Source organism: Actinomadura oligospora ATCC 43269 (assembly GCF_000518265.1).
Lineage (GTDB): Bacteria > Actinomycetota > Actinomycetes > Streptosporangiales > Streptosporangiaceae > Spirillospora > Spirillospora oligospora.
On the sequence record NZ_KI912410.1, the window covers coordinates 171,037 to 196,567 of the forward strand.

General features: G+C 72.0%; 27 protein-coding genes. 17 read left to right on the plus strand and 10 right to left on the minus strand.

What is annotated here, in order from left to right:
• The first annotated feature begins 12 nt into the window (after window positions 1-12).
• The 5 genes from P696_RS57090 (at window position 13) to P696_RS0132445 (ending at window position 2,739) form a co-directional block, all read left to right on the plus strand.
• Window positions 13-876: a helix-turn-helix domain-containing protein gene (locus tag P696_RS57090; protein WP_026415596.1), complete on the plus strand. Its 864-nt coding sequence runs from the start codon at window positions 13-15 to the stop codon at window positions 874-876.
• 14 nt (window positions 877-890) lie between these two features.
• Complete coding sequence (locus tag P696_RS49535; protein WP_051468433.1) at window positions 891-1,112, plus strand: DUF397 domain-containing protein; 222 nt, start codon at window positions 891-893, stop codon at window positions 1,110-1,112.
• Window positions 1,057-1,200 carry a DUF397 domain-containing protein gene (locus P696_RS59450; RefSeq protein WP_084338552.1) on the plus strand — a complete coding sequence of 48 codons (144 nt, stop codon included), beginning with the start codon at window positions 1,057-1,059 and terminating at the stop codon, window positions 1,198-1,200. The genes P696_RS49535 and P696_RS59450 overlap by 56 nt, the downstream gene beginning before the upstream one ends.
• 230 nt (window positions 1,201-1,430) lie before the next feature.
• Window positions 1,431-2,033: an ATP-binding protein gene (locus P696_RS53185; RefSeq protein ID WP_157430061.1), complete on the plus strand. Its 603-nt coding sequence runs from the start codon at window positions 1,431-1,433 to the stop codon at window positions 2,031-2,033.
• 106 nt (window positions 2,034-2,139) lie between these two features.
• Complete coding sequence (locus P696_RS0132445) at window positions 2,140-2,739, plus strand: hypothetical protein (protein WP_026415597.1); 600 nt, start codon at window positions 2,140-2,142, stop codon at window positions 2,737-2,739.
• A gap of 7 nt (window positions 2,740-2,746) precedes the next feature.
• On the opposite strand, the gene P696_RS0132450 is transcribed toward P696_RS0132445, so the two are convergent.
• On the minus strand, window positions 2,747-3,433 hold the full coding sequence (locus tag P696_RS0132450) for a maleylpyruvate isomerase family mycothiol-dependent enzyme (protein ID WP_026415598.1): 687 nt from the start codon (window positions 3,431-3,433) through the stop codon (window positions 2,747-2,749).
• Between the two features lie 33 nt (window positions 3,434-3,466).
• A complete protein-coding gene (locus tag P696_RS49545) occupies window positions 3,467-4,912 on the minus strand; it encodes an MFS transporter (RefSeq protein ID WP_051468435.1) in 1,446 nt (481 codons plus the stop codon).
• 126 nt (window positions 4,913-5,038) lie between these two features.
• Between P696_RS49545 and P696_RS0132460 the strand changes: the two genes are divergently transcribed.
• The 3 genes from P696_RS0132460 (at window position 5,039) to P696_RS0132470 (ending at window position 8,087) form a co-directional block, all read left to right on the plus strand.
• A complete protein-coding gene (locus P696_RS0132460; protein WP_157430062.1) occupies window positions 5,039-5,713 on the plus strand; it encodes a TetR/AcrR family transcriptional regulator in 675 nt (224 codons plus the stop codon).
• A 197-nt stretch (window positions 5,714-5,910) separates the two neighbouring features.
• Window positions 5,911-6,633: a polyprenyl diphosphate synthase gene (uppS, locus tag P696_RS0132465; RefSeq protein WP_281175011.1), complete on the plus strand. Its 723-nt coding sequence runs from the start codon at window positions 5,911-5,913 to the stop codon at window positions 6,631-6,633.
• Window positions 6,630-8,087 (plus strand): oxygenase MpaB family protein, encoded by a 1,458-nt coding sequence (locus P696_RS0132470; protein WP_026415601.1) that lies wholly within the window; start codon window positions 6,630-6,632, stop codon window positions 8,085-8,087. Before uppS ends, P696_RS0132470 begins: the two co-directional genes overlap by 4 nt.
• 111 nt (window positions 8,088-8,198) lie before the next feature.
• Here P696_RS0132470 and P696_RS0132475 read toward each other — a convergent pair whose 3' ends face one another.
• On the minus strand, window positions 8,199-8,786 hold the full coding sequence (locus P696_RS0132475) for a TetR/AcrR family transcriptional regulator (protein WP_026415602.1): 588 nt from the start codon (window positions 8,784-8,786) through the stop codon (window positions 8,199-8,201).
• A 90-nt stretch (window positions 8,787-8,876) separates the two neighbouring features.
• Here P696_RS0132475 and P696_RS0132480 point away from each other — a divergent pair, with 90 nt between their 5' ends.
• Window positions 8,877-9,725, plus strand: coding sequence for an NAD(P)H-binding protein (locus tag P696_RS0132480; RefSeq protein WP_034488193.1), 849 nt, complete (start codon window positions 8,877-8,879; stop codon window positions 9,723-9,725).
• Window positions 9,726-9,728: 3 nt separating this feature from the next.
• Here the strand turns inward: P696_RS0132480 and P696_RS53735 are convergent, their stop codons facing one another.
• The gene (locus P696_RS53735) at window positions 9,729-10,817 is read right to left on the minus strand and encodes a GNAT family N-acetyltransferase (RefSeq protein WP_064744168.1); all 1,089 of its coding nucleotides are present in this window, start codon (window positions 10,815-10,817) and stop codon (window positions 9,729-9,731) included.
• Window positions 10,818-10,852: 35 nt separating this feature from the next.
• On the opposite strand from P696_RS53735, the gene P696_RS0132490 reads away from it, so the two are divergent.
• Window positions 10,853-11,776 carry an SDR family NAD(P)-dependent oxidoreductase gene (locus tag P696_RS0132490; RefSeq protein ID WP_245627901.1) on the plus strand — a complete coding sequence of 308 codons (924 nt, stop codon included), beginning with the start codon at window positions 10,853-10,855 and terminating at the stop codon, window positions 11,774-11,776.
• Between the two features lie 72 nt (window positions 11,777-11,848).
• Here P696_RS0132490 and bfr read toward each other — a convergent pair whose 3' ends face one another.
• Window positions 11,849-12,340 (minus strand): bacterioferritin, encoded by a 492-nt coding sequence (bfr, locus tag P696_RS0132495; protein ID WP_026415605.1) that lies wholly within the window; start codon window positions 12,338-12,340, stop codon window positions 11,849-11,851.
• Between the two features lie 39 nt (window positions 12,341-12,379).
• Window positions 12,380-12,853, minus strand: coding sequence for a (2Fe-2S)-binding protein (locus P696_RS53740; protein WP_064744169.1), 474 nt, complete (start codon window positions 12,851-12,853; stop codon window positions 12,380-12,382).
• A gap of 162 nt (window positions 12,854-13,015) precedes the next feature.
• On the opposite strand from P696_RS53740, the gene treY reads away from it, so the two are divergent.
• Window positions 13,016-15,307: a malto-oligosyltrehalose synthase gene (gene treY, locus P696_RS49560; protein ID WP_051468437.1), complete on the plus strand. Its 2,292-nt coding sequence runs from the start codon at window positions 13,016-13,018 to the stop codon at window positions 15,305-15,307.
• Window positions 15,304-17,061, plus strand: a complete 1,758-nt coding sequence (gene treZ / locus P696_RS0132510) for a malto-oligosyltrehalose trehalohydrolase (protein ID WP_026415606.1) — start codon at window positions 15,304-15,306, stop codon at window positions 17,059-17,061. The genes treY and treZ overlap by 4 nt, the downstream gene beginning before the upstream one ends.
• On the opposite strand, the gene P696_RS56485 is transcribed toward treZ, so the two are convergent.
• Window positions 17,000-17,455, minus strand: a complete 456-nt coding sequence (locus P696_RS56485) for a hypothetical protein (protein WP_157430063.1) — start codon at window positions 17,453-17,455, stop codon at window positions 17,000-17,002. The two genes, treZ and P696_RS56485, sit on opposite strands and share 62 nt — an antisense overlap.
• 123 nt (window positions 17,456-17,578) lie before the next feature.
• On the opposite strand from P696_RS56485, the gene P696_RS0132515 reads away from it, so the two are divergent.
• Together P696_RS0132515 and P696_RS0132520 are read left to right on the plus strand one after the other, a co-directional pair.
• On the plus strand, window positions 17,579-18,250 hold the full coding sequence (locus P696_RS0132515; RefSeq protein ID WP_019629095.1) for a response regulator transcription factor: 672 nt from the start codon (window positions 17,579-17,581) through the stop codon (window positions 18,248-18,250).
• 762 nt (window positions 18,251-19,012) lie between these two features.
• Complete coding sequence (locus tag P696_RS0132520; protein ID WP_026415607.1) at window positions 19,013-20,290, plus strand: ATP-binding protein; 1,278 nt, start codon at window positions 19,013-19,015, stop codon at window positions 20,288-20,290.
• Window positions 20,291-20,335: 45 nt separating this feature from the next.
• Here the strand turns inward: P696_RS0132520 and P696_RS0132525 are convergent, their stop codons facing one another.
• Window positions 20,336-20,908: a GtrA family protein gene (locus P696_RS0132525; RefSeq protein WP_026415608.1), complete on the minus strand. Its 573-nt coding sequence runs from the start codon at window positions 20,906-20,908 to the stop codon at window positions 20,336-20,338.
• Between the two features lie 297 nt (window positions 20,909-21,205).
• On the opposite strand from P696_RS0132525, the gene P696_RS49565 reads away from it, so the two are divergent.
• Both P696_RS49565 and purE read left to right on the plus strand, forming a co-directional pair.
• The gene (locus P696_RS49565; protein ID WP_281175012.1) at window positions 21,206-22,414 is read left to right on the plus strand and encodes a 5-(carboxyamino)imidazole ribonucleotide synthase; all 1,209 of its coding nucleotides are present in this window, start codon (window positions 21,206-21,208) and stop codon (window positions 22,412-22,414) included.
• Window positions 22,407-22,901 carry a 5-(carboxyamino)imidazole ribonucleotide mutase gene (gene purE, locus P696_RS0132535; RefSeq protein WP_026415609.1) on the plus strand — a complete coding sequence of 165 codons (495 nt, stop codon included), beginning with the start codon at window positions 22,407-22,409 and terminating at the stop codon, window positions 22,899-22,901. The genes P696_RS49565 and purE overlap by 8 nt, the downstream gene beginning before the upstream one ends.
• Before the next feature lie 39 nt (window positions 22,902-22,940).
• Here the strand turns inward: purE and P696_RS0132540 are convergent, their stop codons facing one another.
• Window positions 22,941-23,813: an NAD(P)-dependent oxidoreductase gene (locus tag P696_RS0132540; RefSeq protein ID WP_026415610.1), complete on the minus strand. Its 873-nt coding sequence runs from the start codon at window positions 23,811-23,813 to the stop codon at window positions 22,941-22,943.
• A 92-nt stretch (window positions 23,814-23,905) separates the two neighbouring features.
• Between P696_RS0132540 and P696_RS49570 the strand changes: the two genes are divergently transcribed.
• Entirely contained in the window at window positions 23,906-24,262 is a 357-nt protein-coding gene (locus P696_RS49570; protein ID WP_034488201.1) for a winged helix-turn-helix transcriptional regulator, read from the plus strand.
• A 37-nt stretch (window positions 24,263-24,299) separates the two neighbouring features.
• Here P696_RS49570 and P696_RS0132550 read toward each other — a convergent pair whose 3' ends face one another.
• Complete coding sequence (locus P696_RS0132550) at window positions 24,300-25,439, minus strand: DUF1444 domain-containing protein (RefSeq protein WP_026415611.1); 1,140 nt, start codon at window positions 25,437-25,439, stop codon at window positions 24,300-24,302.
• Window positions 25,440-25,531 lie beyond the last annotated feature (92 nt).

Genomic DNA, 25,531 nt, shown 5'->3' on the forward strand with positions numbered 1-25,531 from the left:
CGGAGGTGGCGTGTGATCAGTCCGTACGTGCGCAGGCTGAGGCTTGGGCGTGAACTTCGTGACCGTCGCCTGGCGGCTGAGATGACCAGCCAGGAACTCGCCAAACGGGCCGGGACGCATCGCCAGATGATCTCGAAGCTCGAGAACGGCCACATCCCGCCCGACTTGGACGAGGTCCTCGCCCTGCTGGAGGCGCTCGGCGTCGAGGGCGCGGAGTGGACCGACCTCGTCGGCATCGCCAACGAGGCCGCCTCGCGCGGCTGGTGGGACGGCATCTCGCGCCAGATCGGCGAACGCCAGGCGCTCATCGCCGACCTGGAGGCGGGTGCCGCGACGATCCGTGAGTACCCGCAGGCCTTGATTCCGGGCCTGCTCCAGACTCCGGGATACACGCGGTTCAGAGCAGGGACCGATGGCCGTCCGATGGCCGACGGGGTCACCACGGACGGCATCCTGCGCGGCCGGGCGAACCGGCAACGCATGATCAAAAGGACGGGCGGCACCACCGCCTACCACGCCATCATCGACGAGATCGCGATCCGGCGGCTGGCCGTTCCGTCCGAGATCATGTGCGACCAACTGCTGGAGGTCGTTGCGATCTGCCAGGCGGATGAGCGCTTCACCGTGCGCGTGCTTCCCATCGACGCCCAGTTCGAGAATCACGCCGTTCCGATCTCGTCTTTCAAGGTCTACACATACGACAATGGTGATCCCACGGTCGTCGCTATCGAAGGCATGACCGAGGACGCGATTCTGACAAGCGAGCAGCAGAGCGAGGCCTACGAGCGGTTCTTCGGCTGGCTGAACGCTGCGGCGTTGTCGGTCGAGGAGAGCGAGAAGTTCCTGATCAAGGCAGCCGAGAAGCTGCGACCCTGAGGGGAGAGCCACAGATGGCCACCAACCGCGAGCAGTTCACCGACTGGCGCAAGTCGAGCCTGAGCGGAGATGACAAGGACTGCGTCGAGGCTGGGCGTGGAGTCGGGGTCGTCGGGGTCGCCGACACCAAGCTTCCGGAACGGGTCCTGGTCGTGGAACGGTGCGACTGGGCCGAGTTCCTTGCGGCCGTCAAACTCGACCTGCGTCAACCTGCGGACGTGTCGCGGTTGGCATGACAGTAAGCATCAGGGGCCTGTCCTGATCGTGGGACGGGATGAGTGGGTAGATCTCTTAGGGGCCGTCAAGCTGGCCAACGCGAGGTAGACCTGCAGTTCAAGGGGCCATGGCGATCACCGCCATGGCCCCTTCTCCATGCCTCAATGTGATCACTGTGTCACTCAATGTTGCGAAAGTCCTTGCTGGGATCTCGTGACCGACTCATACTCGTGCCTGTCGCCGATGCGCGACTGGTGCGGCTGGGTGACGGGTAGGCCATGAGCCCGGGCTCAGCGGGTTCCACCTGCCCCGAGTGCGTGACGAGGAGTGATCGAGTGATGACGCCAGCGCAGCTTGCCGCCGCCTTTCCGGGCTGGTCGGTGTTCCGTTCGCAGGGGCCGGACGGCGTGGCCGCCGCCTGGTACGCGACCCGACATCGCCGCCTCTCGGACCACGAACTCCAGCGTGGACGGGCCGCGACCCTCGTCGCCGACTCGGGCGACGCGCTGGCCGAACTGCTCCTCGGCGACGGCGCGACCCCGTCCGTCCTCCCGGACGAGCTCCTCTTCTCGTGCGTCGAGATCTCGGGGCAGGAGTCGGGCGTGCCGTGCGTCCGGCGCTGGGCCAGGAACCTTCTCGCGGACCCGCACACGCAGAGGCTCGCGAGCGACGCCGAGCTCATCGTCAGCGAGTACGTCACGAACGCGATCTGGCACTCGGCCAGCGGCCTCGTGGGTGGCCGCGTCCGCGTCGAACTCCTCCTGACCGCCGCCGTCCTCCGCATCACCGTGTACGACGACGGCCCCACCGACACCGTCGAGCCCGACGACGCCGACGAGCACGGCCGTGGCCTCCTGCTCGTCGCCGCCTGTTCCGACGACCACGGCCACCGCCACCTCCCCGACGGGCGACACCTCTGCTGGGCGTCCGTCAACCGCTAGGACCGGCGGACGCGCCGACCGCCCGGCAACTCCTGCGCCGGTGGCGAATGTCGGTCGGCGCGTCCGCCTCCACACTGTTCACACATCTCAGGGAGGGCGAACCGCCATGGGCCTGGACCTCACTGCCCTCATCGTGGACTGGACGCGCGTCCTGAACGTCGCGCCCGAGTCCCGCTACGCATTCCTCGAAGACACCGTCAGCGCCCTCATCCCCGAGGACGCCGCGTACGACCCGCCACCCGGCCTCGTCTGGCCCGAGCGTCCCGACGTGGGCTGGTACGCGCTCTACGAATTCCGTAACACCGCCGGGTCCTACAAACCCCACGCCTGGACGGGCCGCTCCTGGGGCTACATGCGCGACGCCGTCGACCCGTCCCTACGCGCCGACGGCGACGCCTTCTTCGGCCGCCTCCTGGCCGGAGACACCCGCGACCACCTCGAACCGGACGTCTTCCCAGGCCAGGACGTCCACCACGTCTCAACGCTGATCGCGTGCGCCCCCGAGACCGTCCAGTCCCTCGCGGACGTCTGGACGCGCCTGGCCCCACGCCTCCACGAACTCCGAGCGCCCTTCGACGCCCACGCCGCCGAGCCCGGCCGCTGGATCGGCACGTTCGAGGAGTTCGAAGCCCTCACCCGGCAGTGGGCCGAGGCGGTCGGCGAAGCCGCCGACCGCCACTGGGCCCTGGCCGCGATCAACTTCTAGTGCCGCATCAGGGGACCAGCGGTCCGGCCAGCACGACCAGCGCCGCCTCGCGGTCTCCGGTCCAGGTCACCGACGCGGTGTTCCGGGGCTTGCGGCCCCACAGCATTAGCAGCAGGTCCTCAGCGGTGCCGGAGAGCTCGGCGACCGGCTCACCGGGGCCGTAGGTCCACGAGTGGTCGGCGTCGGTGGCGGTGATTCGGACGGCCTGCTCGGGATGGGTGGCGAGACCCCTGGAGATCATGCGCAGCGCCATGGTGTCGAAGACCTCGGCGACACCGTCGGCGGCGAGCGCCACGTCCATCGGCTTCGCCGAGCCGAGGGCGTGCTCGGCGTCCCACCGGTGGATCAGCGTCTCCTGGGTGCGACGCCGAAGCCAGAACCCGACCGTGTGCGGCGGGGAGAACGTCCACGCGTGGGTCGAGGGATCGACCGACAGGGCCTCCACGAGCTCGTCCGCCGTCTTGGCGTACCAGGCCCTGAGACCGGCTGGGTCACGGGGTGCGGCACTCTCGTCATAGCCATCGCCACGGCCCTCTCGCGCTGCCGCGACGGCGAACAGGTTCCCCGCTCCCATGTGCACGGCCAGGTCCGCCAGTTTCCAGCTGCCGCAGTGCTCGACCGGAGCCGACAGGTCACCGTCCAGTGCGGTGCCGAACGCGTCCAGTTCACGCCGAAGATCAACCAGGTAGTCCACGGCGCGAAGATACAACCCACCGGTCTGCCGGGCTCAGGCGTGTTCGCCATGGAGGGCTGCCGGTGCGCCGGTTTCCTCTCCACCCGGCACCGCGACCGGCTCGCGGTTGCCCCTGAGGACGGCGAGGGCGAGGAGTACGGCCGCGAGGACGAGGGCGCCGCCGAGGGTCATGGCGAGCGCGTAGCCGTCGTTCAGGGAGGACGGCGAGACGGAGTGGCCCGTGCGGTGCTGGGCGGCGGTGCCGAGGGCGGCGAGGCCGAGGGACGCGCCGATCTGGCGTGAGCTGTTGAGCAGGCCGGACGCCGTCCCCGCCTCGTGCGCGGCGACCCCGGTGGTGGCGATCGAGACGATCGGGCCGAGGCAGATCCCGAACCCGACGCCGAGGACGATCGAGGGCCCGAGGACGTCCACCGCGAACGAGCCGTCCGGGCTGATCAGGCCGAGCCAGCCGAACCCCGCCGCCGTCACGAGACCACCCGTGACCAGCAGCGTGCGCGGGGCCAGCCGGTAGCCGAGCTTGACCGCGACCACCGACCCGGCGACCACGGAGAGGGCGAGCGGCAGGAACATGAGCCCGGTCGACGCGGCCCCGTGCCCGAGGATGCGCTGCAGGTAGAGCGAGACGAAGTAGAACGCCGAGGTCATGGCCGCGCCGACCAGCAGGTTGTAGACGTTGGCCCCGGCCACCGACCGGTTGGTGAACAGGCCGAGCCGGATCAGCGGCTCGCGCCGCGTCGTCCGCTCGACCAGGACGAACGCGGCGAGCAGGACGACGGCGGCGGCGAGCGTGACGAGCGTGGCGGACGACGTCCACGGGTGCCGGTCGATCCGGACGATCCCGAACACCAGCAGGGTCATGCCCGCCGTCGCGAGGACGGCCCCCAGCGCGTCCGGACGTCCGGCAGGCGAGGCCGCCGACCCGGACGCGACGCCGCGCCAGGCCAGCGCCGCCGCGATCACGACGATCGGGACGTTCACGAACATCACCCAGCGCCAGCTCGCGTACTCGGCGAGCAGCCCGCCGACCACCGCGCCGAGCGCGCCGCCGGACGCGTTCATCGCGCTCCAGATCCCGAAGGCCCGGACGCGTTCGCGCCCCGAAGGGAACGTCGCGGCCAGCAGCGCCAGCGCGGACGGAGCCAGCGCGGCGGCCCCGACACCCTGCGCGGCGCGCGCCGCGACGAGCTGCCCGGGGTCCTGCGCGAGGCCGCCGAGGAGCGACGCGATCCCGAACAGCCCGAGGCCGGACAGCAGGACGCGCCTGCGCCCGTACCGGTCGGCCGCCTTGCCGCCGAGCAGCAGCAACCCGCCGAAGGCGAGCGCGTACGCGTGGATCACCCAGGTCATCCCGGACGTGCTGAACCCGAGCCCGGCGGCGATCCGGGGCAGTCCGACGTTCACCACCGACAGGTCCAGCGACACCATGAACTGCACCACGGCCACCGCCGCGAGCGTGAGCCCCGGCCTTCCGTCCCTCACGAGAACCTCCCGCGCATCGACTTTGCGAACATGTTCCGAACGCGTTCGCAAAATAACACCGGGAACGCCGGCCCGTCCACCGCCCCGGGGCGCGCGGCCCTCCGGAGGGACGGCATGATGGGACCCATGTCCCGTCCCGCCACCTCGTCCGGCCGCACCGGCCGCCCGCCCCTGACCTCCCGCGCGGAGATCCTGAGGGCGGCCCACCGGCTCATCGGCCGCGAGGGCTGGGAGACCCTGACCATCCGGCGGCTGGCCGCCGAGCTCGGCATCGGCCCGACGACCCTGTACCGCCACATCAAGGACAAGGAGGACCTGCTCGTCCTCCTCCTGAACGACCATCTCGACCAGAGCGAACGGCCCGTGCTCCCGGACGACCCGAAGGAGCGCATCGTCGCCGCGGCGACCGCGATGCACGACGTCCTGGCGGACTGGCCCTGGGCCGCCGAGGTCCTCGCCGTGGACGGCTTCATCGCCCGCCTGGACGAATCCGCGCTGTGGATGGTCGAGGCCGTCCTGTCCGGGGCGTCCGACTGCGGATGCGGCCCCGAACAGGGCGTCGAGCTCTTCCGCAACCTCTGGTACTACACGGTCGGCGAGATCCTCGTCCGCGCTCGCAGCGCCCGCGTGGTGACGGACGAGGAGCGCCGCACCTTCGTCCGCCACTTCGACGCGTCCCGCACCCCGCACCTGGCCGCCGTCAGCAGCCGCTGGGGCGTCGTCGCAGGCCGCGACACCTACACCGCCGCGCTACGCGCCTTCGTGGACGGCCTGCTCGCCCAAGCCACCCCCACCCCCTAGCCGCCAGGCCATCTCCGCCCCTGGTCGCCGGGCCGTGCCGGTGGCCGTCCGGCCGCGCCGTTCGTCTGCCACGTCTTCTCGTGGTCGCATCGGCCACAAATCCGTCACTGTGCGGATGCAAACAGTCGCGAAGCGAAGCGTCCGGCGGCGGAAGGACCTGATGCTTGGGAGGTGAAAACCGAGGGGTTGGGATCGTGGTGAGCGCGCCTCGTCATGTCGCCTGTGTGATGGACGGGAATGGCCGCTGGGCCAGGCAGAGATGTCTTCCGCGGACAGCCGGGCACCGCGCGGCGGAGGCGGCGGTCATCGACGTCATCGAGGCGGCGCGGGCGTCGGGTGTGCGCTGGCTCAGCCTGTACGCCTTCTCCACCGAGAACTGGCGGCGGCCGAGCGACGAGATCGATTTCCTCATGGGCCTGGTGCGGCGGACGCTGCGCAAGCACGCGCTCTCCATGTGCGCCCGCGGCATCCGCTGCCGGTTCCTCGGCGTCTCGGATCCGCGCATCCCTCCGGGACTGGCGCGCGACATCGCCGACCTGGTGGAACTCACCCGGGACAACCGCGGGATGACGCTGACCGTGGCGTTCGACCACGGCGGACGCCGCGACATCGTCGAGGCCGCGCGGGCGCTGATCCGCGACCGGGTCCCCGCCGACCTGGTCACCGAGGAGAGCTTCGCCGAACACCTGCCGCATCCCGACACCCCGGACGTCGACCTGGTCATCCGGACGTCGGGGGAGCAGCGCATCTCCAACTTCATGCTCTGGCAGGTCGCCTACGCCGAATGGGTCTTCCCCGAGGTGCTCTGGCCGGATTTCCGGGCCGAGCATTTCCACGAATGCCTGCGCGCCTACCGGAACCGCGAACGACGGTTCGGTGACGTCCGGTCGCCGAATCCCATGGTGAAAGGGATCAGATGAGCGCTGAAACCGCCGTCGAACAGCCCGACATATCGATTCTGGGCCCCGACGCGCTGCTGAGCGAGTACTGCCAGGACGCCCGGTGGGGGCTGGCGGTCGTCCGCGCGACGGTGCTGGAGGCGGCGCATCCGCAGATCGGCGCGGCGCTGATCGAGAACTCCACCTTCGTCGCGCATCCGTGGCGGCGGGTGTTCAACACCCTGCTCAGCACGCAGCGCGTCCTGGACGCCGACACGCGCGTCCGCGACAAGGAGGCGGCGCGTCTCAACCGGCTGCACGCGCGCATCGCGGGCGTCGACCCGAAGGGCCGTCCCTACAACGCGATGGACCCGGACGCCCGCGCCTGGGTGGTCGCCTCCCTCTTCGAGTCGACCGTGAACCTGAGCCGCATGAGCGGCGTCACCATGAGCGCCGAGGACATGGAGCGTCTGTACGCCGAGTTCCGCGCGTTCCTGGTCCTGCTGGAAGGCAACGCCGACCATCTCCCCGCGACGGTCGAGGAGTTCTGGCCCTACTTCGAGGACGTCATCGAACGCGGCCTCGAGAACACCGAGGCGATGCGCATCATCCTGTTCGAGCTGTTCGGCCACATGCCCGCGCCGCCGCTGCTGCGCGGCCACCCCACGATCTGGGCCGCCGGACGCGTCATGGCCGGGCCCGTGATCTCCGAGTTCCTGAAGGGGACGCTGCCCGAGTCCATCCGGCAGCGGGCGGGCCTCGGGGAGTTGCCCGGCTCGCACGCGCTGGCCCGCGGCGTCTACATGGGGACGGGCGTCGCCGCCCGCGTCCTGCCGCAGTCCTGGACGCGGACCGACACCATGATCGGCCTCCTCGACCCCAGCCTGTCGAACGACGGCTCCGGATCCCAGCTGCTGTCGGCGCTGCGCCGCCAGCAGACCCGCGCCGCCGCCCTGATCCGCCTGCTCTCCCCGATCTCCGGCGACTCCTCGTCCTCCTCGGCAGGGAGCGCGGCGCGGTCGGCCGACCGGTTCTTCGCCGAGGTGCTCGACCAGACCGGCGACGGGTACGTGTCCTGGCCCGACATCGCCGCGATGGCCCGCGAGGTCGGGTCCCGCCTGGACCTGGACGAGGACACCGAGGAGCGCCTGTTCGAGGCGTACGCCGGCTGGTGGCGCGAGCTCGCGTCCGCCCTGGACGACGACGGCGACGGCCGCGTCAGCCGCGCCGAGTACGCCGCCGCCGCGTCCACCATGGCGAGCCCCGCGCTGGTCAGGGTCGCCGAGGTCCTCTTCGACGCGACCGACGCCGACGGCGACCAGTCGATCAGCGCGGTCGAGCACCGCGCCCTCTTCCGCACCGCGTTCTCCCGCGACGTGGAGACCACCGGCCAGGACGCCCGCTACTCGCGCAGCGAGTTCGTCCGCGAGTTCCTCGACTTCATGTCCGGCCGCCAGGGTTCCGCGGGTTACGAGTCCCTCCTCGCCCAGGCCTGACCCCCTCGCCCCGGACGCCGGTTCAGCCCTCCGCCAGGCGGGCGAACCGGCGTCCGCGCGTTCAGGTGGCGAGCCGTCGTGGACGGCCGGAGGCGGAGCGGAATCCGCAGGTCAGGCGGCGGCGACGAGGTCGTCGAGCCAGCGGGTGAGGCGGGCTCCCTGGGCGGTCATGACGTCCGGGTCGCGGAGGGCGTTGGCCAGCAGCGACATGCCCTGGTAGGCGCCGACGAAGGTGAGGGCGAGGCCGTCCGGGTCGTCCAGGCCGAGCTCGCGGAACTGCCGCGCGACCCAGGTCAGCAGCAGCCGGATGACGCGCCCGACCTCCTCGCCGAGCCCGCCGTCCTCGCGTTTGCCCAGCTCGGTGGCCAGGGAACCGGTCGGGCAGCCGTAGCGGGCGGCGGTGTCGCGCTGCCCCACCCACCCGTCGACCAGCGCCTTCAGGCGGTCGAGCGGGTCGGGCAGCGCGTCGAGTTCGGCGGTGACGGCGGCCAGGTTCCCGGCGTGCTCGGACAGGGCGGCCTCGACCAGGTCGTCCTTGGTCTTGAAGTAGTAGTAGACGTTCCCGACCGGCACGTCCGCGGCCCTGGCGATGTCGGCGATCGTCGTGCGCTCCGCGCCCTGGCGGTGGACAACCTCGGCGGCGGCGGCCGTGAGGCGCCTCCGCTTGTCGGTCCCGCGAGCCCTCGGTGAGTTGGTCACCTGACTGACTATAGACAGCCCCCGGTCCGGCCGTGCTAACGTCCTCCTCAGCAAGTGAGTCAGTCAGCTAACTAACTTTCGGAGGACGGCATGAGGATCGTGGTGACCGGAGCGACCGGCAACGTCGGCGGAGCCCTGGTGCGGACGCTGGCGGCGGACGGCGCGCAGGTGACGGCGACGTCCCGGAACATCACCGCGTCGGACGTCCCGGACGGCGTCCGGCACGTGCGTTCCGACCTCACCGACGCGGACGGCCTCCGTCCCGTCCTGGACGGCGCGGACGCGCTGTTCTTCCAGAACGGCGGAGGGAGCGCCCACCTGATCGACCCGCACGCCGTCCTCGACGCGGCCAAGGCGGGCGGCGTCCGGCGCGTGGTGCTGCTGTCCTCGCTCGGCGTGGCGACCCGTCCGGACTCGGCCTCGCACGGCGTCGTGACCAAGGCCATCGAGGACGCCGTCCGCGACTCGGGCCTCGACTGGACGATCCTGCGCCCCGGCGGCTTCAACTCCAACACCTACGCCTGGATCGAGTCCGTGCGCGCGTCGCGGACCGTCGCCGCGCCGTTCGGCGACGTCGGGCTGCCGACGATCGACCCGTCCGACATCGCGGCGGTCGGCGCGTCCGCCCTTCGCCAGGACGGTCACACCGGGCAGGTCTACGAGCTGACCGGGCCCGCCCTCGTCACGCCGAGGCAGCAGGCCGAGGCCCTCGCCGAAGCGCTGGGGGAGCCCGTCCGGTTCGTCGAACTGACGCGCGAGCAGGCCCTCGAACACATGCTGCGGTTCATGCCGGAGCCCGTGGCCGAGACGACGCTGTCCATCCTGGGGGAGCCGAACGAGGCCGAGCTGCGCGTCAGCCCGGACGTCGAGCGCGTCCTCGGCCGCGCCCCGCGCGCCTACGCGGACTGGGCGCGGGACAACGCCCCCGCCTTCCGCTGACGGTCAGCCCGCCGGGACGCGCGGGGTGAAGCCCATCGACTCGTAGAGGCCGCGGGCCCGGACGTTGTCCTCGGTGACGGCGAGGGACAGCACCTCGTGGCCCTGGTCGGCGAGGGCGTGCATGGACGCCGCGACCAGGCGGCGTCCGAGGCCGCGTCCGAGGTGGTCCGGCGAGGTGAACAGGTAGGCCAGCAGCGGGACGCCCTGCCACAGCGTGACCAGGGAGGCCGCCGCCGGACGGCCCTCGTCGTCCTCGGCGACGAAGGACGCCGTCGGCACGAACGTGCCGTGCTCGCCCCCGAACGTCAGCTCGATCTCGCTGGTCGCGGCGGCGACGTCGGCGCCCGCGTCGTCCTGGTCGGGCGTCCCCCGGTAGGCGTGCCACATCAGGTCGCCGAGCGCGGGGACGTCCGACGGCGTCGGGTTCCGAAGGCCGTGGCCCTCCAGCGCGGGCAGGACGTCCAGCTGCGCGTCGAGGCGGAACCGCCGCGGCTCCGCCTTCGCCGGTGACGGGGACAGGGCGGCGAAGGCTCGGTCGATGAGCGCGGCACGGTCGGCCGCGCCGTCGGTCCGGAGCCATTCGCGGGTCGCGGCGTCGAGGGCGGCGCCCGCGGCGGCCGTGAGCAGGTCGGCGGTGAAGGCGTCGAGACCCGCGCCCGGACGTTCGCGCAGCGCGGCGGCGACCAGGGCGCGCAGCTCGTCGCGCTTCTGATGCAGGCGGGCGCGCAGCGGCGGTGTCGTCTCGATGAGGCGCATGGCGTCCAGATCGCGCTGGGCGGTGTGGATGTGCGGCTCCCACTCGCCCAGGACGGCGCGCAGGCAGTCCCAGGCGTCCTCGTCGCCCGGACGCGCCCGGACCTCGTCCGCGATCTGTTCGGCGAGGTCCTCGACGTCCCCGAACAGGATGTCCTCCTTGGACGGGAAGTACCGGAAGAAGCTGCGCTTGGACAGCCCGGCGGCGGCGGCGATGTCCTCGACCGTCGTCGCCTCGTAGCCGCGTTCCACGAACATCCCGAGTGCGAGATCGGCCAGTTCCCGCCGCACCGCACGCCGCGTCCGCTCCCGCAGCCCCATCGTCTCCGCTCCGCTCATGCACCAAGGATACTTTATGTCACCATATGGCTAACATGACACTCGGTGACATGTACGGCGTCCAGTGCCGCCCCAAGGAGGATGACATGCACGGAAAAACGGTCATGGTGACCGGCGGGACGGCGGGAATCGGCCGGGAGACCGCGCGCGGCCTGGCCCTTCTCGGCGCGCGGGTGATCATCGTCGGACGGAACCCGGACCGCGCGAAGGACGCGGCGGCGGCCCTCACCGCCGAGACGGGCGCCGAGGTCACATCCCTGACCGCCGACCTCGCCCGGCTGGACGGCCTGCGCGGCCTCGCCTCCCGCTTCGCCGACGAGCACGACAGGCTGGACGTCCTGGTCAACAACGCGGGAGGCATGAGCCCCGAACGGCGGCTCACCGGGGACGGCGTGGAGTTCACCTTCGCGGTCAACGTCCTCGCGCCGTACGCCCTCACCCGCCTGCTGCTGCCGCGGCTCCGGGCGGCGGACGCGGCGCGCGTCGTCAACCTGACCGGCGGCCTCCCGGACGGGACGATCGACCCCGCCAACCTCCAGGCCGAGAAGCGGTTCCTGGGCTGGACGTTCGCGCACTACAACCAGGCCAAGACGGCGCTCATGGCGATGAGCCACCGGTTCGCCGCGCGCCTGGAACAGGAGGAGATCACCGTCAACGTCGCCTACCCGGGCCACGCCTACACGCCGGGGAACCGGGCGACGCCGGTGCGAGCCTTCCCGTACCTGTTCCGGCCGGTCGCGCCCCTGATCAGGCTCGTCGGCCCGCTCCTGCTGTCGGACCGCGCGAAGTCGGCGCGCTCCAGCCTCTACCTGGCCTCGAGCCCCGAGGTCCAGGGACGCACCGGCCTCTACGTCGACGCCAGGGCGCGTCCCGCGACCTGGCCGGACGGCGCTCTGGACCCGCGGGCCCAGGACGCGGTCTGGGATCTCTGTGAACGCCTCACCGCCCTGACCGCCTGACGGCCCCGCGCGCCCGGCACGTGGTGTGATCAGGGCGCCGACGTGCCGGGACGCGCCACGGCGGCGTGGTGGTCAGCCGGAGCCGGTCTCCTCGGGCCCCTCGGTGAGACGCTGGAGGTAGTTCTGCTCGCCGAGCATCTCGACCAGGCCGAGCTCGGTCTCCAGGTAGTCGATGTGCTCTTCCTCGTCCTCGAGGATCTCCTCGAAGAGCCGCGCGGACGTGATGTCCCCGCGCGAGCGCATGAGCTCGATGCCCGGACGCAGCCGCGCGACGGCCTCCAGCTCGATCTGCAGGTCGGAGCGGAGCTGCTCGAGGATCGTCTGCCCGATGCGGAGCGTGCCGATCTTCTGGTAGTTCGGCAGGCCCTCCAGGAAGAGGATCCGCTCGGTCAGCCGCTCGGCGTGCCGCATCTCGTCGAACGACTCGTCCCGGCTCTTCTTGGCCATCCGGTCGAAGCCCCAGTCCTGCTGCATCTTCGAATGCAGGAAGTACTGGTTGATCGCGGTCAGCTCCGCGGTGAGCTGCTCGTTGAGCAGCGCGATGATGTCCTTGTCGCCTTCCATGGGCGCCATGGTTCCACGACGCTCCGTGATCGAACAGCCTCAGGCGGCGGTGTCGCGCAGCCAGCGCGAGCGCACCGGCGCGAGCACCCGCTCCGCCGGAACCAGCACCTCGGACGGCGCGGGCCCGGTCGCCCCGCACGCGGGCGCGTCCACGGCGCGCGGCGGCTGAGCCGCGCCCTGCGTGATCGCGTTCACGACGCACGCGGACTGGGCGGCGGCGGAGGCGGCCTCGGCGTCCTGCCGCTCGGCCTCGGCCTCGGCGGGGACGCCGAGGGGCGGGACCGGGGCGTCGGCCGGGAGGACGGGCGGAAGGGGCCCGCCGGTGATGGCGTCGACCAGGTCGGTGGCCGTCTGGACCTCGCTGACCAGCGAGTACAGTCGGCGGGTGCAGGACCCGCAGCCGGGCTTCCAGCCGCAGGCGTCCTTGACCTCGCGGACTCCGCGGCAGCCGCCGTCGAGCATGCAGCCGCGCACGTCATCCTCGGTGACGGCGTTGCAGACGCAGACGTACATGCGGGCGGGAGCCTCTCCGGGAGTCAGGTAAGGGCAGCCTCATTAAGGTAAGGCAAGCCTAAATGTAGGCGACGGATGCCCGGTCTGGCCAGTCCCGTCCCGAACGGTGTGATCTAACCCTCAGCGGGAAAGGGTCCCTCCCAGCGACGGGAGGGGTGGCCGGTGGCGCACGGATGGCCCGGCGGGAACGGTCTCCAGAGGCCCGGCGAGGACGGTCCCGAGCGGGCACGCGAGGACGGTCGCCAGGGCCCCGGTGAAGAGGGCCGGAAGGGGAGCCCGGACGTGCCGTCCGGGACGTACCGCCTCCAGTTCCACCCGCCGCGCTTCCGCTTCGCCGAGGCGGCGGCGCTCGCGCCCTACCTCAAGGACCTCGGCGTCTCCCACGTCTACCTGTCGCCGGTCCTCCAGGCCGCGCCCGGCTCCACGCACGGCTACGACGTCGCCGACCACGGCCGGATCTCCGCCGAACTCGGCGGCGAGGACGCGTTCGCCGGGATGGTCGGACGCTTCCGGTCCCAGGGCCTGCGGGTGCTGCTCGACATCGTCCCGAACCACATGGCGTTCCATGGACCGGCCGTCGAGTCCGTCCTCGCGGACGGCCCGAAATCCCCGTACGCGCACTGGTTCGACGTGGACTGGGACGCGGGCGCCGGACGGCTCGTCCCACCCGGTCAGGGCGAACCCAACTACCGCCGCTTCTTCGACATCTCCGGCCTGATCGCCCTCCGCCAGGAGGATCCGGACGTGTTCGACGCCACGCACGCGCTGGTCGTCCGGCTCGTCCGGGACGGCCTGGTGGACGGCCTCCGCGTCGACCACCCCGACGGGCTCGCCGACCCCCGGGCCTACCTCCGCCGCCTCTCCGACCGCCTCGACGCCGACCGGGACGACCGCCGCTGGGTCCTCGTCGAGAAGATCACCGCGCCCGGCGAGGAGCTGCCCGCCGGATGGGTCTGCGCGGGCACCACCGGCTACGACGCGCTCGGCATGGTCGGCGGCCTGTTCCTGGATCCGGCCGGGGAAGCGCCCCTGACCGAGATCCACGCGCGTTTCACCGGCGGATCGACGACCTTCGCGGAGGTCGAGCGGGAGTCCCGCCGGTACGCGGCCGAGATCACCCTGCGTCCGGAGATCGACCGGCTGCACCGCGTCCTGGTCCGGACGCGGCCCGCCGACGACCCGGACGCCCTGCGCGAGGCGCTCCTCGAACTGCTCGTGGCGATCAAGGTCTACCGCGCGTACGTCGTCCCCGGCGCAGGGCCGTCCGACCAGGCGCTCCGCGTGCTCGGCGAGGCGGAGAGGCGGTGCCGCGCGCCGCTCGTCCCGGTCGTCGTCCGCGAGGCCCTCTACGGCGACGCGGAGTTCGTCGTCCGGTTCCAGCAGGTCAGCGCGGCGCTGGCGGCGAAGGGCGGCGAGGACACCGCGTTCTACCGCTGGTCGCGCCTGTCCGCGCTGAACGAGGTCGGCGGTGACCCGGCGCGCGTCGCCGTCCCGCCCGCCGAGTTCCACGCGTTCTGCCGCCGCGTCGCCGCCGACCGGCCGCTGACCATGACGACCCTGTCCACGCACGACACCAAGCGCCAGGAGGACGTCCGGGCGCGGCTGGCCGTCCTCGCCGAGGTCCCGCACACCTGGGAGGCCACGGTCACGGCCTGGCGCGCGAAGACCCGCCACCCAACGGCCGCATGCCCACTGGAACCGGACCTCGAATACCTCCTGTGGCAGACGCTCGTCGGCGCCTGGCCGATCACCGAGGAGCGGGTGCGCGGTTTCCTGGTCAAGGCCATGCGCGAGGCCAAGACCGCCACGAACTGGATCACCCCGGACGAGGCGTACGAACAGCGGGTTCTCGACCACCTCCACGCCCTCCTGAACTCCGGCCTCGCGGACGAGATCTCCCGTTTCGTCGCCCGCCTGGAGCCCCGGACCCGCGTGAACGTGCTGGGCCAGAAGATCGTCCAGCTGACCATGCCCGGCGTCCCCGACCTCTACCAGGGCTGTGAGCTGGCCGGACGCGCCCTGGTCGACCCCGACAACCGCCGTCCGGTCGACTACGGACGCCGCCGCGCCCGCCTCACACGCCTCGACAACAACGGCGTCCCCGGCGGTCTCGACGACGAGAAACTGCTGGTCACGTCCCGTGCGCTCCGCCTGCGCCGCGACCATCCGGCCTGGTTCGCCCCGCCCAGCCCGCACGAGCCGCTGACCGCCGTCGGCCCGGCCGCCGACCATGCCGTGGCCTTCCGCCGGGGACGCGCCGTGACCGTCGCCACCCGCCTGCCCGCCACCCTGGAACGCCGTGGCGGCTGGGCGTCCACGCTGCTGGACGCGGGCGGCGACGGCCCCTGGCACGACGTCCTCACCGGCTACGTCCACCACGGCCCGCTGCTCGACCTGGCCGCCGTCCTGGACCGCCTGCCCGTCGCCCTTCTCGTCCCCGAGGGGCAGGCATGACGCGTTTCTCCGTGTGGTCCCCGTCCGCCCGAAAGGTCTCCGTCGCCGTCCTGGCGCCGGGTTTCCCGCAGGTCGTCCCCATGACCCCCGCGGCGGACGGCTGGTGGACGGCGGACGTCCCCCACGCCGTCCACGGCACCGACTACGGCTTCCTCCTGGACGAGCGCGACGACGTCCTCCCCGACCCGCGCTCCGCCTGGCAGCCGCGCGGCGTCCACGCCCCCGGCCGCGTTTACGACCACACCCGTTTCCGCTGGTCGGACGGCACATGGCGAGGCCGTCCCCTCGCCGGATCGGTGCTCTACGAACTCCACGTCGGCACGTTCACGCCCGAGGGCACCCTCGACGCCGCCGCCGCGCGCCTCGACCACCTCGTCCACCTGGGCGTGGACGTCGTGGAGCTGATGCCCGTCGCCGCGTTCTCCGGCGACCGCGGCTGGGGCTACGACGGCGTGTGCCTGTGGGCCGTCCACGAGCCCTACGGAGGCCCGGACGCACTGAAACGCTTCGTCGACACCGCGCACGCACGAGGACTCGCCGTCGTCCTGGACGTCGTCTACAACCACCTCGGACCGTCCGGGAACCACCTCAGGGAATTCGGCCCGTACTTCACCGACGCGTCCACCACCCCCTGGGGCGACGCGGTCAATTTCGACCAGCCGGGCTCGGACGGCGTACGCGCGTTCGTGGTCGAGAACGCCCTCATGTGGCTCCGCGACTTCCACCTGGACGGCCTGCGCCTGGACGCCGTCCACGCCATCCGCGACCAGCGGGCCGTCCACATCCTGGAGGAGCTGTCGGCCGCCGTGGACGCCCTGGCCGCCCGCCTCGGTCGCGGGCCGTTCCTGGTCGGCGAGTCCGACCTGAACGACCCGCGGTCGATCACCCCGCGCGAGGCGGGCGGCCACGGGCTCACCGCCCAGTGGGACGACGACGTGCACCACGCCCTGCATGCGCTCCTCACCGGCGAACGCCAGGCGTACTACGCCGACTTCGGATCCACCCGCACCCTCGCCAAGGCCCTGACCTGCGCGTTCGTCCACGACGGCTGCTACTCGGCGCACCGTGGCCGCCGCCACGGCCGTCCGGTCGACCGGGCCCGCACCCCGGCCCACCGCTTCGTCGTCTCGCTCCAGAACCACGACCAGATCGGCAACCGCGCCACCGGCGACCGCCTCTCGGACCGAGAGGGACGCGGGCTCTCACTCGAACACCTCAAGATCGGCGCGGCGCTGCTGCTCCTCGGGCCGTTCACGCCGATGCTGTTCATGGGCGAGGAGTGGGGCGCGTCCACACCGTGGCGCTACTTCACCGACCACCGCGAACCGGACCTCGCCCGCGCCGTCACCGAGGGCCGCCGCCGCGAGTTCGCCGCCCACGGCTGGGACGGCGAGGTTCCCGATCCACAGGCTGTGGAAACTTTTCTGCGCTCCGTCCTCGACTGGACGGAACCGGACACCGGACACCATCGCGACCTGCTGGACTGGTACCGCGCGCTGATCGCCCTCCGCCGCGCGCACCCCGAGTTCACCGACCCGGACCTGACCCGCGTCCACGTCGAGACGGGCGACACCTGGCTGATCATGCGCAGGGGACGTTTCCGGGTGGCCGCCAACCTGGGCGACGGCACCCTCGACCTCGGCCCCGCCGAACTCCTGCTCGCGTCCGGGAAGGAGGTCGACGATCGAACGGTCAGCGTGCGGGGGACCGGGGTCGCGGTGGTGGCCGGCGGTGGCGTTCGAGAGCCGAGGTGACGGGCGGACCGCCGCGGCGGCGATGGCGCTCCGACCAGAGCGTCCAGACGGCCAGGGCCGACAGCAGCCCGCTGAGGACGAGCAGCAGGTGCGTCCAGCGCCCCCAGCCGCCGATGCCGCCCTCCACCAGAGGTATGCCCCAGGTCATGGCATAGGTGACTCCGAGCACATTGGCGACACCTTCGGCAAGCGCGTACCACCACACTCGACTTCGGGTATCCGCAAGGAATCCGGCGGACCCTCCGAGTGACATCAGCATGGCAAGGATCAGACAAACGCCAACATAAGGCGCATGCTCGAAACCATCGGGCACCAGCAGAAACTGGACGGCGCCGAGCAGCACGAAAAGCATCGCGCCCACCGGCCGCGCCACGGCCGGGTCGAGGGGCGGCACGTGCGTATACCTCCGGAGACAAGAAGAATGTGTGCATTCGAGGATGTACTACGAGTGGCAAACCGCAGGTCAAGAGCGCGGCGGTAGCCAGGAAACGTTCATGAATGGCCATACGATCGGTTCATGACCTCAGTACTGCTCGCCGAGGACGACACGTCCATCTCCGAGCCTCTCGCCCGCGCGCTGCGGCGCGAGGGGTACACCGTCGAAGTCAGCCCGGACGGCCCACAGGCCCTGGAGCGGGCCCTCGGCGGAGGCGTCGACCTGATCGTGCTGGACCTCGGCCTGCCCGAGCTGGACGGTCTGGAGGTCGCCCGCCGGGTCCGCGCGGAGGGCCACGGAGTACCGATCCTGATCCTGACCGCCCGGGCCGACGAGGTGGACACCGTCGTCGGCCTGGACGCCGGGGCCGACGACTACGTGACCAAGCCCTTCCGGCTCGCCGAGCTGCTCGCCCGGGTCCGGGCGCTGCTGCGCCGCGGCAGCACCGAGACGCCCATCGTCCAGGGCGTCCGGATCGACGCCGAGTCCCGCCGCGCCTGGATGGGCGACCAGGAGCTCCAGCTCACCACCAAGGAGTTCGACCTGCTCCGCGTCCTGGTGCGGGACGCCGGGAAGGTCGTCACCCGCGAACAGATCATGCGCGAGGTGTGGGACACCAACTGGTGGGGTTCCACGAAGACCCTCGACATGCACATCTCCTGGCTACGCCGCAAACTCGGCGACGACGCCGGCAGCCCCCGCTACATCACCACCGTGCGGGGCGTCGGCTTCCGGTTCGAACGCGGCGACTGACCGGCCCGCCGATCGGCGCGCGCACCGCGGGCCGATCGGCGGCCGACTCGCCCCGCACGCCCCAGAACACCGACCACGCTCAGAGCGCCGCCCACGTTCGGAACGCCGTCCAGGCCCAGAACACCGAGCGCCGCGCACACGCCGGGCGGGACACGCGTCCATCGTGATCCGCACACGGCGAACCGGCCACCTCCGACCGCGCCACCTCCGACCGCGCCACCTCCAATGGCCCCGGTCGGCGGCCACGTCCCGGAGACCATGCCCAAGGCCCACGTCCAGAGGCGGGCGGTCGGGGCCGACACGAAGCCATCCCAACAGAACAAGCCCGCCGAGCGACCCGCGCGCACGGTATGAACCACCGCACCGGCCGCGCGGGTGCGAGCCAGGTGATTTGGGTGGAGCGCATACGCTGCGTGAGGAACGCTGAGCGCATCCGCCGTCCTCGTGTGTCCCCTGGGGCGCACGGGGTCTCCCTGTCACGCCAGACCGTCACGCGCGCCCGCATGCCGCCCGCGCGGCCCGCTCACGCGTGCCGGACACGCCGCCCTCAGGGGCACGTGAGTTCCGTCCGCGTGGTGCGCGGACTCCCTCCGCGCACCACCGTGCTTCCCACCACCGTGTTTCCCACCACCGTGTTTCCCACCACCGTCCGCATCGCCCGGGGGAACTGTCCCCTCCGGCACCGTGGATCTCGTCCAACCCGTACGGGGGCCGGGCCGTCCCGAGCGGTTCCGGCGCACCGCCTCTCTCCGAGGAGGCCCGATGAGGCGCCGACTGCTCCTGTCGACGCTCGCCGTGGCGATCGTCGCGATTCTGCTTCTCGGCATACCCCTCGCCTACGCCACGAACAAGCTCATCTACGAGGAGGCCCGGCAGTCGCTCGAACGCGAGGCGTCGTCCATCGTCGGCGGCGTCGGCTTCAGCCTGGAGTCCCGCCAGCCCATCACCCGCGACAAGATCGCGCAGGAGTACCCCGGCCGGTACATCGTGATCACCCTGCCGGACAACCGGACCATCGCCGCGGGCACGCCGCCGCGCCGTATGGCGGGCCAGCTCACCGCAACCGCGACCGTGTCCGGCGTGCACGTCCAGGTGTCACAGCCCGCACAGCAGGTCCGGGACGAGGCGCTCCGGCAGATGCTGCTGATCGGCAGCCTCGCCGCGCTCGGCGTCGCGGTGACCGTCGGCCTGGCGATGTTCCAGGCCCGCAAGCTCACCCTTCCCCTGGTCGACCTCGCCGAGACCGCCGACCGGCTCGGCACCGGGAACGCCCGGCCGCGCCGCCGCCGGTACGGCATCCCCGAGGTGGACCGGGTCGCCGAGGTCCTCGACGACAGCGCCGTCCGGATCGCCGACCTGCTCGCCGCCAGCCGTGAGTTCGCCTCGGACGCCAGCCACCAGCTGCGCACGCCGCTGACCGCGCTGACCATGCGGCTGGAGGAGATGATCGAGGCCGCCGACTACCCCGACGTCGTCCGGGAGGAGGGCGCGGCGGCCATCGCGCAGACCGAGCGCCTGGTCGCGGTGGTCGAGCAGCTGCTCGCCCGCGCCCGGCACGACCGGACGGGCCTGGCGGTCGCCGCGCCGATCGACCAGATCATCGAGCAGCAGGTCGAGGAGTGGCGGCCGATCTTCCGCCGGGACGGCCGGGACATCCGGATCATCGGCGAGCAGGGCCTGGTCGGCATGACCACGCCCGAGGGGCTGTCCCAGATCGTCGCGACGCTGCTGGACAACTCCCTGGTTCACGGCGACGGCGTCGTCACGATCAACACCAAGCAGGGCGCCGCCTCGGTCGTGGTCGAGATCGGCGACCAGGGCGCGGGCATCGCGGCGGACCTGGAGCCCCGGATCTTCGAGCGGAGCGTCAGCGGCGGCCACGGCACCGGCCTCGGCCTCTACCTGGCCCGTTCCCTGGCGGCGGTGGACGGCGGGCGGCTCGAGCTGATCCAGCCCCGCCCGGCCACCTTCGGCATCTTCCTGCGCCAGGCGTCCGAGGCGCGCCTCGCCGAGGAACGCGTGGTCATCGGCCCCGTCTGACCCCCGCCGTCCTGCTCTCCCGGGCCCGCGCCACGGGGGCGGGCGTCAGTGGGTGCGGGTGAACTCGGCCAGGCCCTCGGGCTGCGGGCGGGACGGCTCGAGCGGCGTGGTGAGGTCGCCGGCGGTGCCCTCGGCGTGGGCGGCGGAGGCGTCCGGGAGGCCCGTGGCGGCGGTGACGGGCGGCGCGTCCTCGGGCAGGAAGACCCACTTCTTGTAGGCCCAGTAGCGGAACAGCGTCGCGACCGCGGTGCCGATGATCAGGGACGCGTTGTAGGCGATCCAGCCGCGCTGGTCGAGGACGAACTTGGTGAAGCCCTGGATGAGCCAGGTGATCAGCAGGCCGACGCCGTTGAGGACGAAGAAGGTGACGTACTCGCGGCCCATGCCGCTCTGCTCGCGGTGCCGGAAGGTCCAGTAGCGGTTGGCGAGGTAGGAGAACGTCGCGGCGATCACCGTGCCGACGCCGGTGGAGGTCAGCTCGCCGACGCCGAAGCCGACGTGCAGCAGGTTGCCGACGCCCGTGGTGATCACGAACGCGAGGGCGCCGATGCTGCCGAACTTCGCGAGCTCGTGCACGATGTGCGCGAACCGTCGGTAGAGACTGGCGACAAAGCTCACGTAGGGGACCCGTCCTTCCGGACCTCGGCTACAGGCGGTGCGGTCGGCGGCGACTGGGCGCGGGCTCCGTGACTCCGGCCGGTGCGCGAACCGTCGAGGCATATCGAGGATAGACGCACGTGGCGTCTGAGGCGTCAGAACATGAACGTTTCACCGTACCCGCCCAATCACCTTGTATGCCCCGCACTCGCCAGGTTTCACGGGGTTGGACGTACGGATTGTCCAAAGAGTTCGCACAAGTCGATTTCCGTCCAGGTCCGAGCGTCCCCGCCGCCCGCGCCCTATACCCTTCTCTGCGTGAGAGACGCAGCTCAGAGCGGTACCGCGGGCCGCACCCCCGTGGTCGGCATGGCCGGAGGCGGGCAGCTCGCCCGGATGACCCAGCAGGCCGCGATCGCGCTCGGCGTGTCGCTGCGGGTCCTGGCCGGGTCGGCGGACGACTCGGCGGCCCGGGTGACGCCCGGCACGGCCGTCGGGGACGATCGTTCCGAGGCCGACCTGCTGGACTTCGCCGCGGGTTGCGACGTGATCACCTTCGACCACGAGCACGTCCCCGGCCCGCACATCGCGGCCGTCGAGGCGTCCGGGGTGCCGTGCCGTCCGGGCGCGGACGCGCTCCGGCACGCGCAGGACAAGCTGGTCATGCGGGAGCGGCTGAGCGATCTCGGCGCGCCCTGCCCGGCGTTCGCCGCCATCCCGGACGAGGCGGCCCTCAAGCGGTTCGCCGGGGAGCACGGCCTGCCGCTCGTCCTGAAGACGACCCGGGGCGGCTACGACGGCAAGGGCGTCTGGGTGGTCAAGGACCTGGACGACCCCGCGGTCGCCGAGCTGCTGGCCCAGGACGTCCCGCTGATGGCCGAGGAGATGGTCTCCTTCCGCCGCGAGATCGCCGCCCTGGTCGCGCGCTCGCCCTACGGGCAGGGCGCCGCGTACCCGGTGGTCGAGACCGTCCAGGAGGACGGGATCTGCGTCGAGGTGATCGCGCCCGCGCCCGGCCTGTCCGCCGACCGCGCCGAGCAGGCGCAGCGCCTCGCCCTGGACATCGCCGACAAGCTGGGCGTGACCGGGCTGCTCGCGGTCGAGCTGTTCGAGACCGAGGACGGCCTGCTGGTCAACGAGCTGGCGATGCGTCCGCACAACTCCGGCCACTGGACGATCGACGGCGCCCGCACCTCCCAGTTCGAGCAGCACCTGCGCGCCGTCCTGGACCTGCCGCTCGGCGCCACCGAGCCCAACGCCCGCTGGACGGTCATGGCGAACGTCCTCGGCGGCGACGACCCGGACCTGTACTCCCGCTACTTCCACGTGATGGCGCACGACCCGGGGGTCAAGGTCCACTTCTACGGCAAGCACGTCCGGCCGGGACGCAAGATCGGGCACGTGACCGTCCTCGGCGACGACCTCGCCGACCTGCGCGAACGCGCCCGGCACGCCGCCGACTTCCTGCGCTGGGGTCCGGCCATGGACGACCGCGCGACGAGCATCGAGGAGAAGCCGAATGAGTGAACCCGTCGTGGGCGTCGTGATGGGCAGCGACTCCGACTGGCCCGTCATGAGGCTCGCCGCCGAGGCCCTGGACGAGTTCGACATCCCCTTCGAGGCGGACGTCGTGTCCGCGCACCGGATGCCGCACGAGATGATCGCCTACGGCGCGGACGCGGCGTCCCGCGGCCTGAAGGTGATCATCGCGGGGGCGGGCGGCGCGGCGCACCTGCCCGGCATGCTGGCCTCGGTCACGCCGCTGCCGGTGATCGGCGTCCCGGTCCCGCTGAAGTACCTGGACGGCATGGACTCGCTGCTGTCGATCGTCCAGATGCCCGCGGGCGTCCCGGTCGCGACCGTCGCCGTCGGCGCGGCCCGCAACGCCGGGCTGCTGGCCGCCCGCATCCTCGCCGCGCACGACGAGGACCTGCGGGCGCGGATGGAGTCGTTCCAGCAGGAGCTGAAGGCCCAGGCGCAGGCCAAGGGCGCCCGCCTCCGCGCATCCCTCTGACCACCGGGCCGGACCGGCTCAACGGTCGGAAGGGCGGGGTCAGCGCTTCAGGAGGTCGATCACGCCGGTGGTGCCCTCGTCGGGGTGGCCGCCCGCGAGGCGGCGTTCCATGAGCGCCATGAACGGGGAGACGAGCTCGGCGCTGACGCCCTGGTCCTCGGCCGTCCGCAGCAGCGTGGCGTTGGCCTGGACCATCATCGCCAGGTTGGACGTCACGCCGAGCGTGTAGTCGCCGCTCTCGAGCTGCGCGGCGACGCCGTGCGCGTAGCCGGTCATGCCGGTCAGGAACTCGACCAGCGGTCCCGCGAACTCCGTCGGCGGGACGCCGCTGTCGCGCATGAGCGCGAACGCGTGCGCGATGCCGCCGAACATGCCGGTCATCGCGCTCAGCAGCGCCACGTCGTGCAGGGACGCCGAGCCGGGGTCCTCGCCGACGTACCGCGTCCCCGCCGGGACGGCCAGCGCCTCGCGCCGCTCCTCGAACAGCGCGCCGGAGCCGCTGTAGAACACGTACGCGCCGGACTCCGGAACGCCGATCATCGGCGGGACGGCCATGATCCCGCCGTCCAGGTAGCGGGCGCCTCGCGCGACGGCCCACGTGGCGCGTCCCCGGGCCTGCTCGGGGGTGCCGGTGGTGATGTTGACCAGGTCCTTTCCGTTGAGGTCGGCGTCCGCCAGGGCCTCGGCGACGGACGCGTCGTCCAGCAGGCAGGCGACGACGAGCGGGCTCGCGGCGACGGCCTCGGCGGCGGACGCCGCGACCGTCGCGCCCTCGGCGGCGAGCGGCTCGGCGCGGCTCGCGGTGCGGTTCCAGACGGTGAGCTCGTGTCCGGCTGCGAGCCAGGCGCGGGCGACGGCCGTGCCCATCGCCCCGAGGCCCAGCAGAGTGATCTTCGTGGTGTCGTTGCTCATGCGATCCAGCGTGGCCGTTGGTTCGTGATGCGAACAGTACGCACTTCAAGGTGCGTGGTTACCCTTGCGTTAGTGACCAGGTGGGGGGCGGGATGCGGGAACTGCGGCGGCCGGGGGCGTTTCACTGCGGGCTGGACGCGGCGATGGACGTCGTCGGCGGCAAGTGGAAGGTGTCCATCCTGTGGGCGCTGGGCGAGCGCGTGCACCGCTTCGGCGAGCTGCGCCGGGCGCTGCCGGGCGTGACCGAGAAGGTGCTGGCCGCGCAGCTGCGCGAGCTCGTCGAGGACGTCATCGTGCACCGCGAGGTCCTGGACGAGGTGCCGCCGCGCGTCGAGTATTCCCTGACCCCGCGCGGCGCCGCCCTCAACGCGGCCCTGGCCCCGCTGGGCGCCTGGGGGAGCGAACACGTCCTCGGCCGGGCGCCCGAGCCCGCCGCCAGCGGGACGTGAGTAGTTGCTAGCGGCGGTCAGCCGGGGTTAGCGGTGGTTAGCGGCGGCGGAAGAGGCCGCGCCGTTTGTTGGCCGTCGGCTTGGCCTCGCCGCTCGCCAGCAGGAGGGCGGCGGTGGCCCGCAGGAACTCGCCCGGGTCGGTGGACATGTCCGTCAGGTGCAGGTGGTGGCCCTCGGGCGTCCACTCGCCGAGGATCGCGCCGGGCTCGTGCGTGATCGGGTCGACCGCGTACTCGAGGGTGAAGAAGCGCGTGGCCGCCGACCCGGACGGCCGGACCATCGCCGCGAAGTACGCCTCGGCCGCCGCGACCGGCTCGGGCAGGGTGACCAGCATCAGCCGGTCGCCGTTCAGCTCGATGAGGTTCCCGCGCAGGCCGTCGGACGGGAGGCGCTCGTCGGCGGGCAGGTCGTCGCCGACGTCCCGCCAGGTCTTCGCCAGCATGCCCGTGACGTCCCCGGCCGGGGTGGTGTCGAGGAGCGTCGGGCCGTACTCCTCCGACACCTGCCGCAGCACCGTGTGGACGAAGTGGTAGTGGTGCCTGCGGAAGCCCACCGGGTCGGCCACGGGCTCGGGGATGTCGCCGAGCATCGCGCGGAACCCGTCCGGGAAGTCGAACGTCAGGGACCGTCCGTTGATCTCGGTGAGCTGCGCGCTCTCGCCGCCGCGCCACCAGTAGACGTGCGGGCTGAGCCGCGTCTCGGACGCGCCGAACAGGGCGGCGGTGTCCTCGGCCATCGCGGCGAGCGCGGTCAGGACCGTCCCGCCACTGATCGGGTGCAGCAGGATGTGGAACTTGTCCGGAATGGTGAACAGCGCGCCGTCGTCCGGGACGGGCCGGCCGGTCAGCTGCCGCGCCACGTCGTCCAGCACGAGGACGCGGCTCGCGGTGAACGCGTTCGGCCCGGTCATCACGTGGTACGTGCCGCCCTTGTCGGCGTGCACGACCTCGTGCTTGCCGACCGGCATCGCGCGCAGGTTCCGGAACGCGAGCTCGAGCTGCTCCTCGGGCCCGCCGAGCGCGTTCAGCGACGCCTCGTCCAGCCCCTCGTCACCGTCCACCGCGATGACCATGTGCAGGCCGGGCAGCACCTCGGGGACGCTCTCGGGCGGGTCGTACAGCTCCTCCGCCGGGAGCAGGAGCCCGTAGAGCCTGCCGCGCAGTCCGTCCTCGGCCATCCCCGCCCGCCTTCCGTCGCCGATGATCAGTATGCGCCCATTATCGAGCCGATCACCCTGGTTTCTCCCGGCGGAGGCGGGGCCGTCCGCGA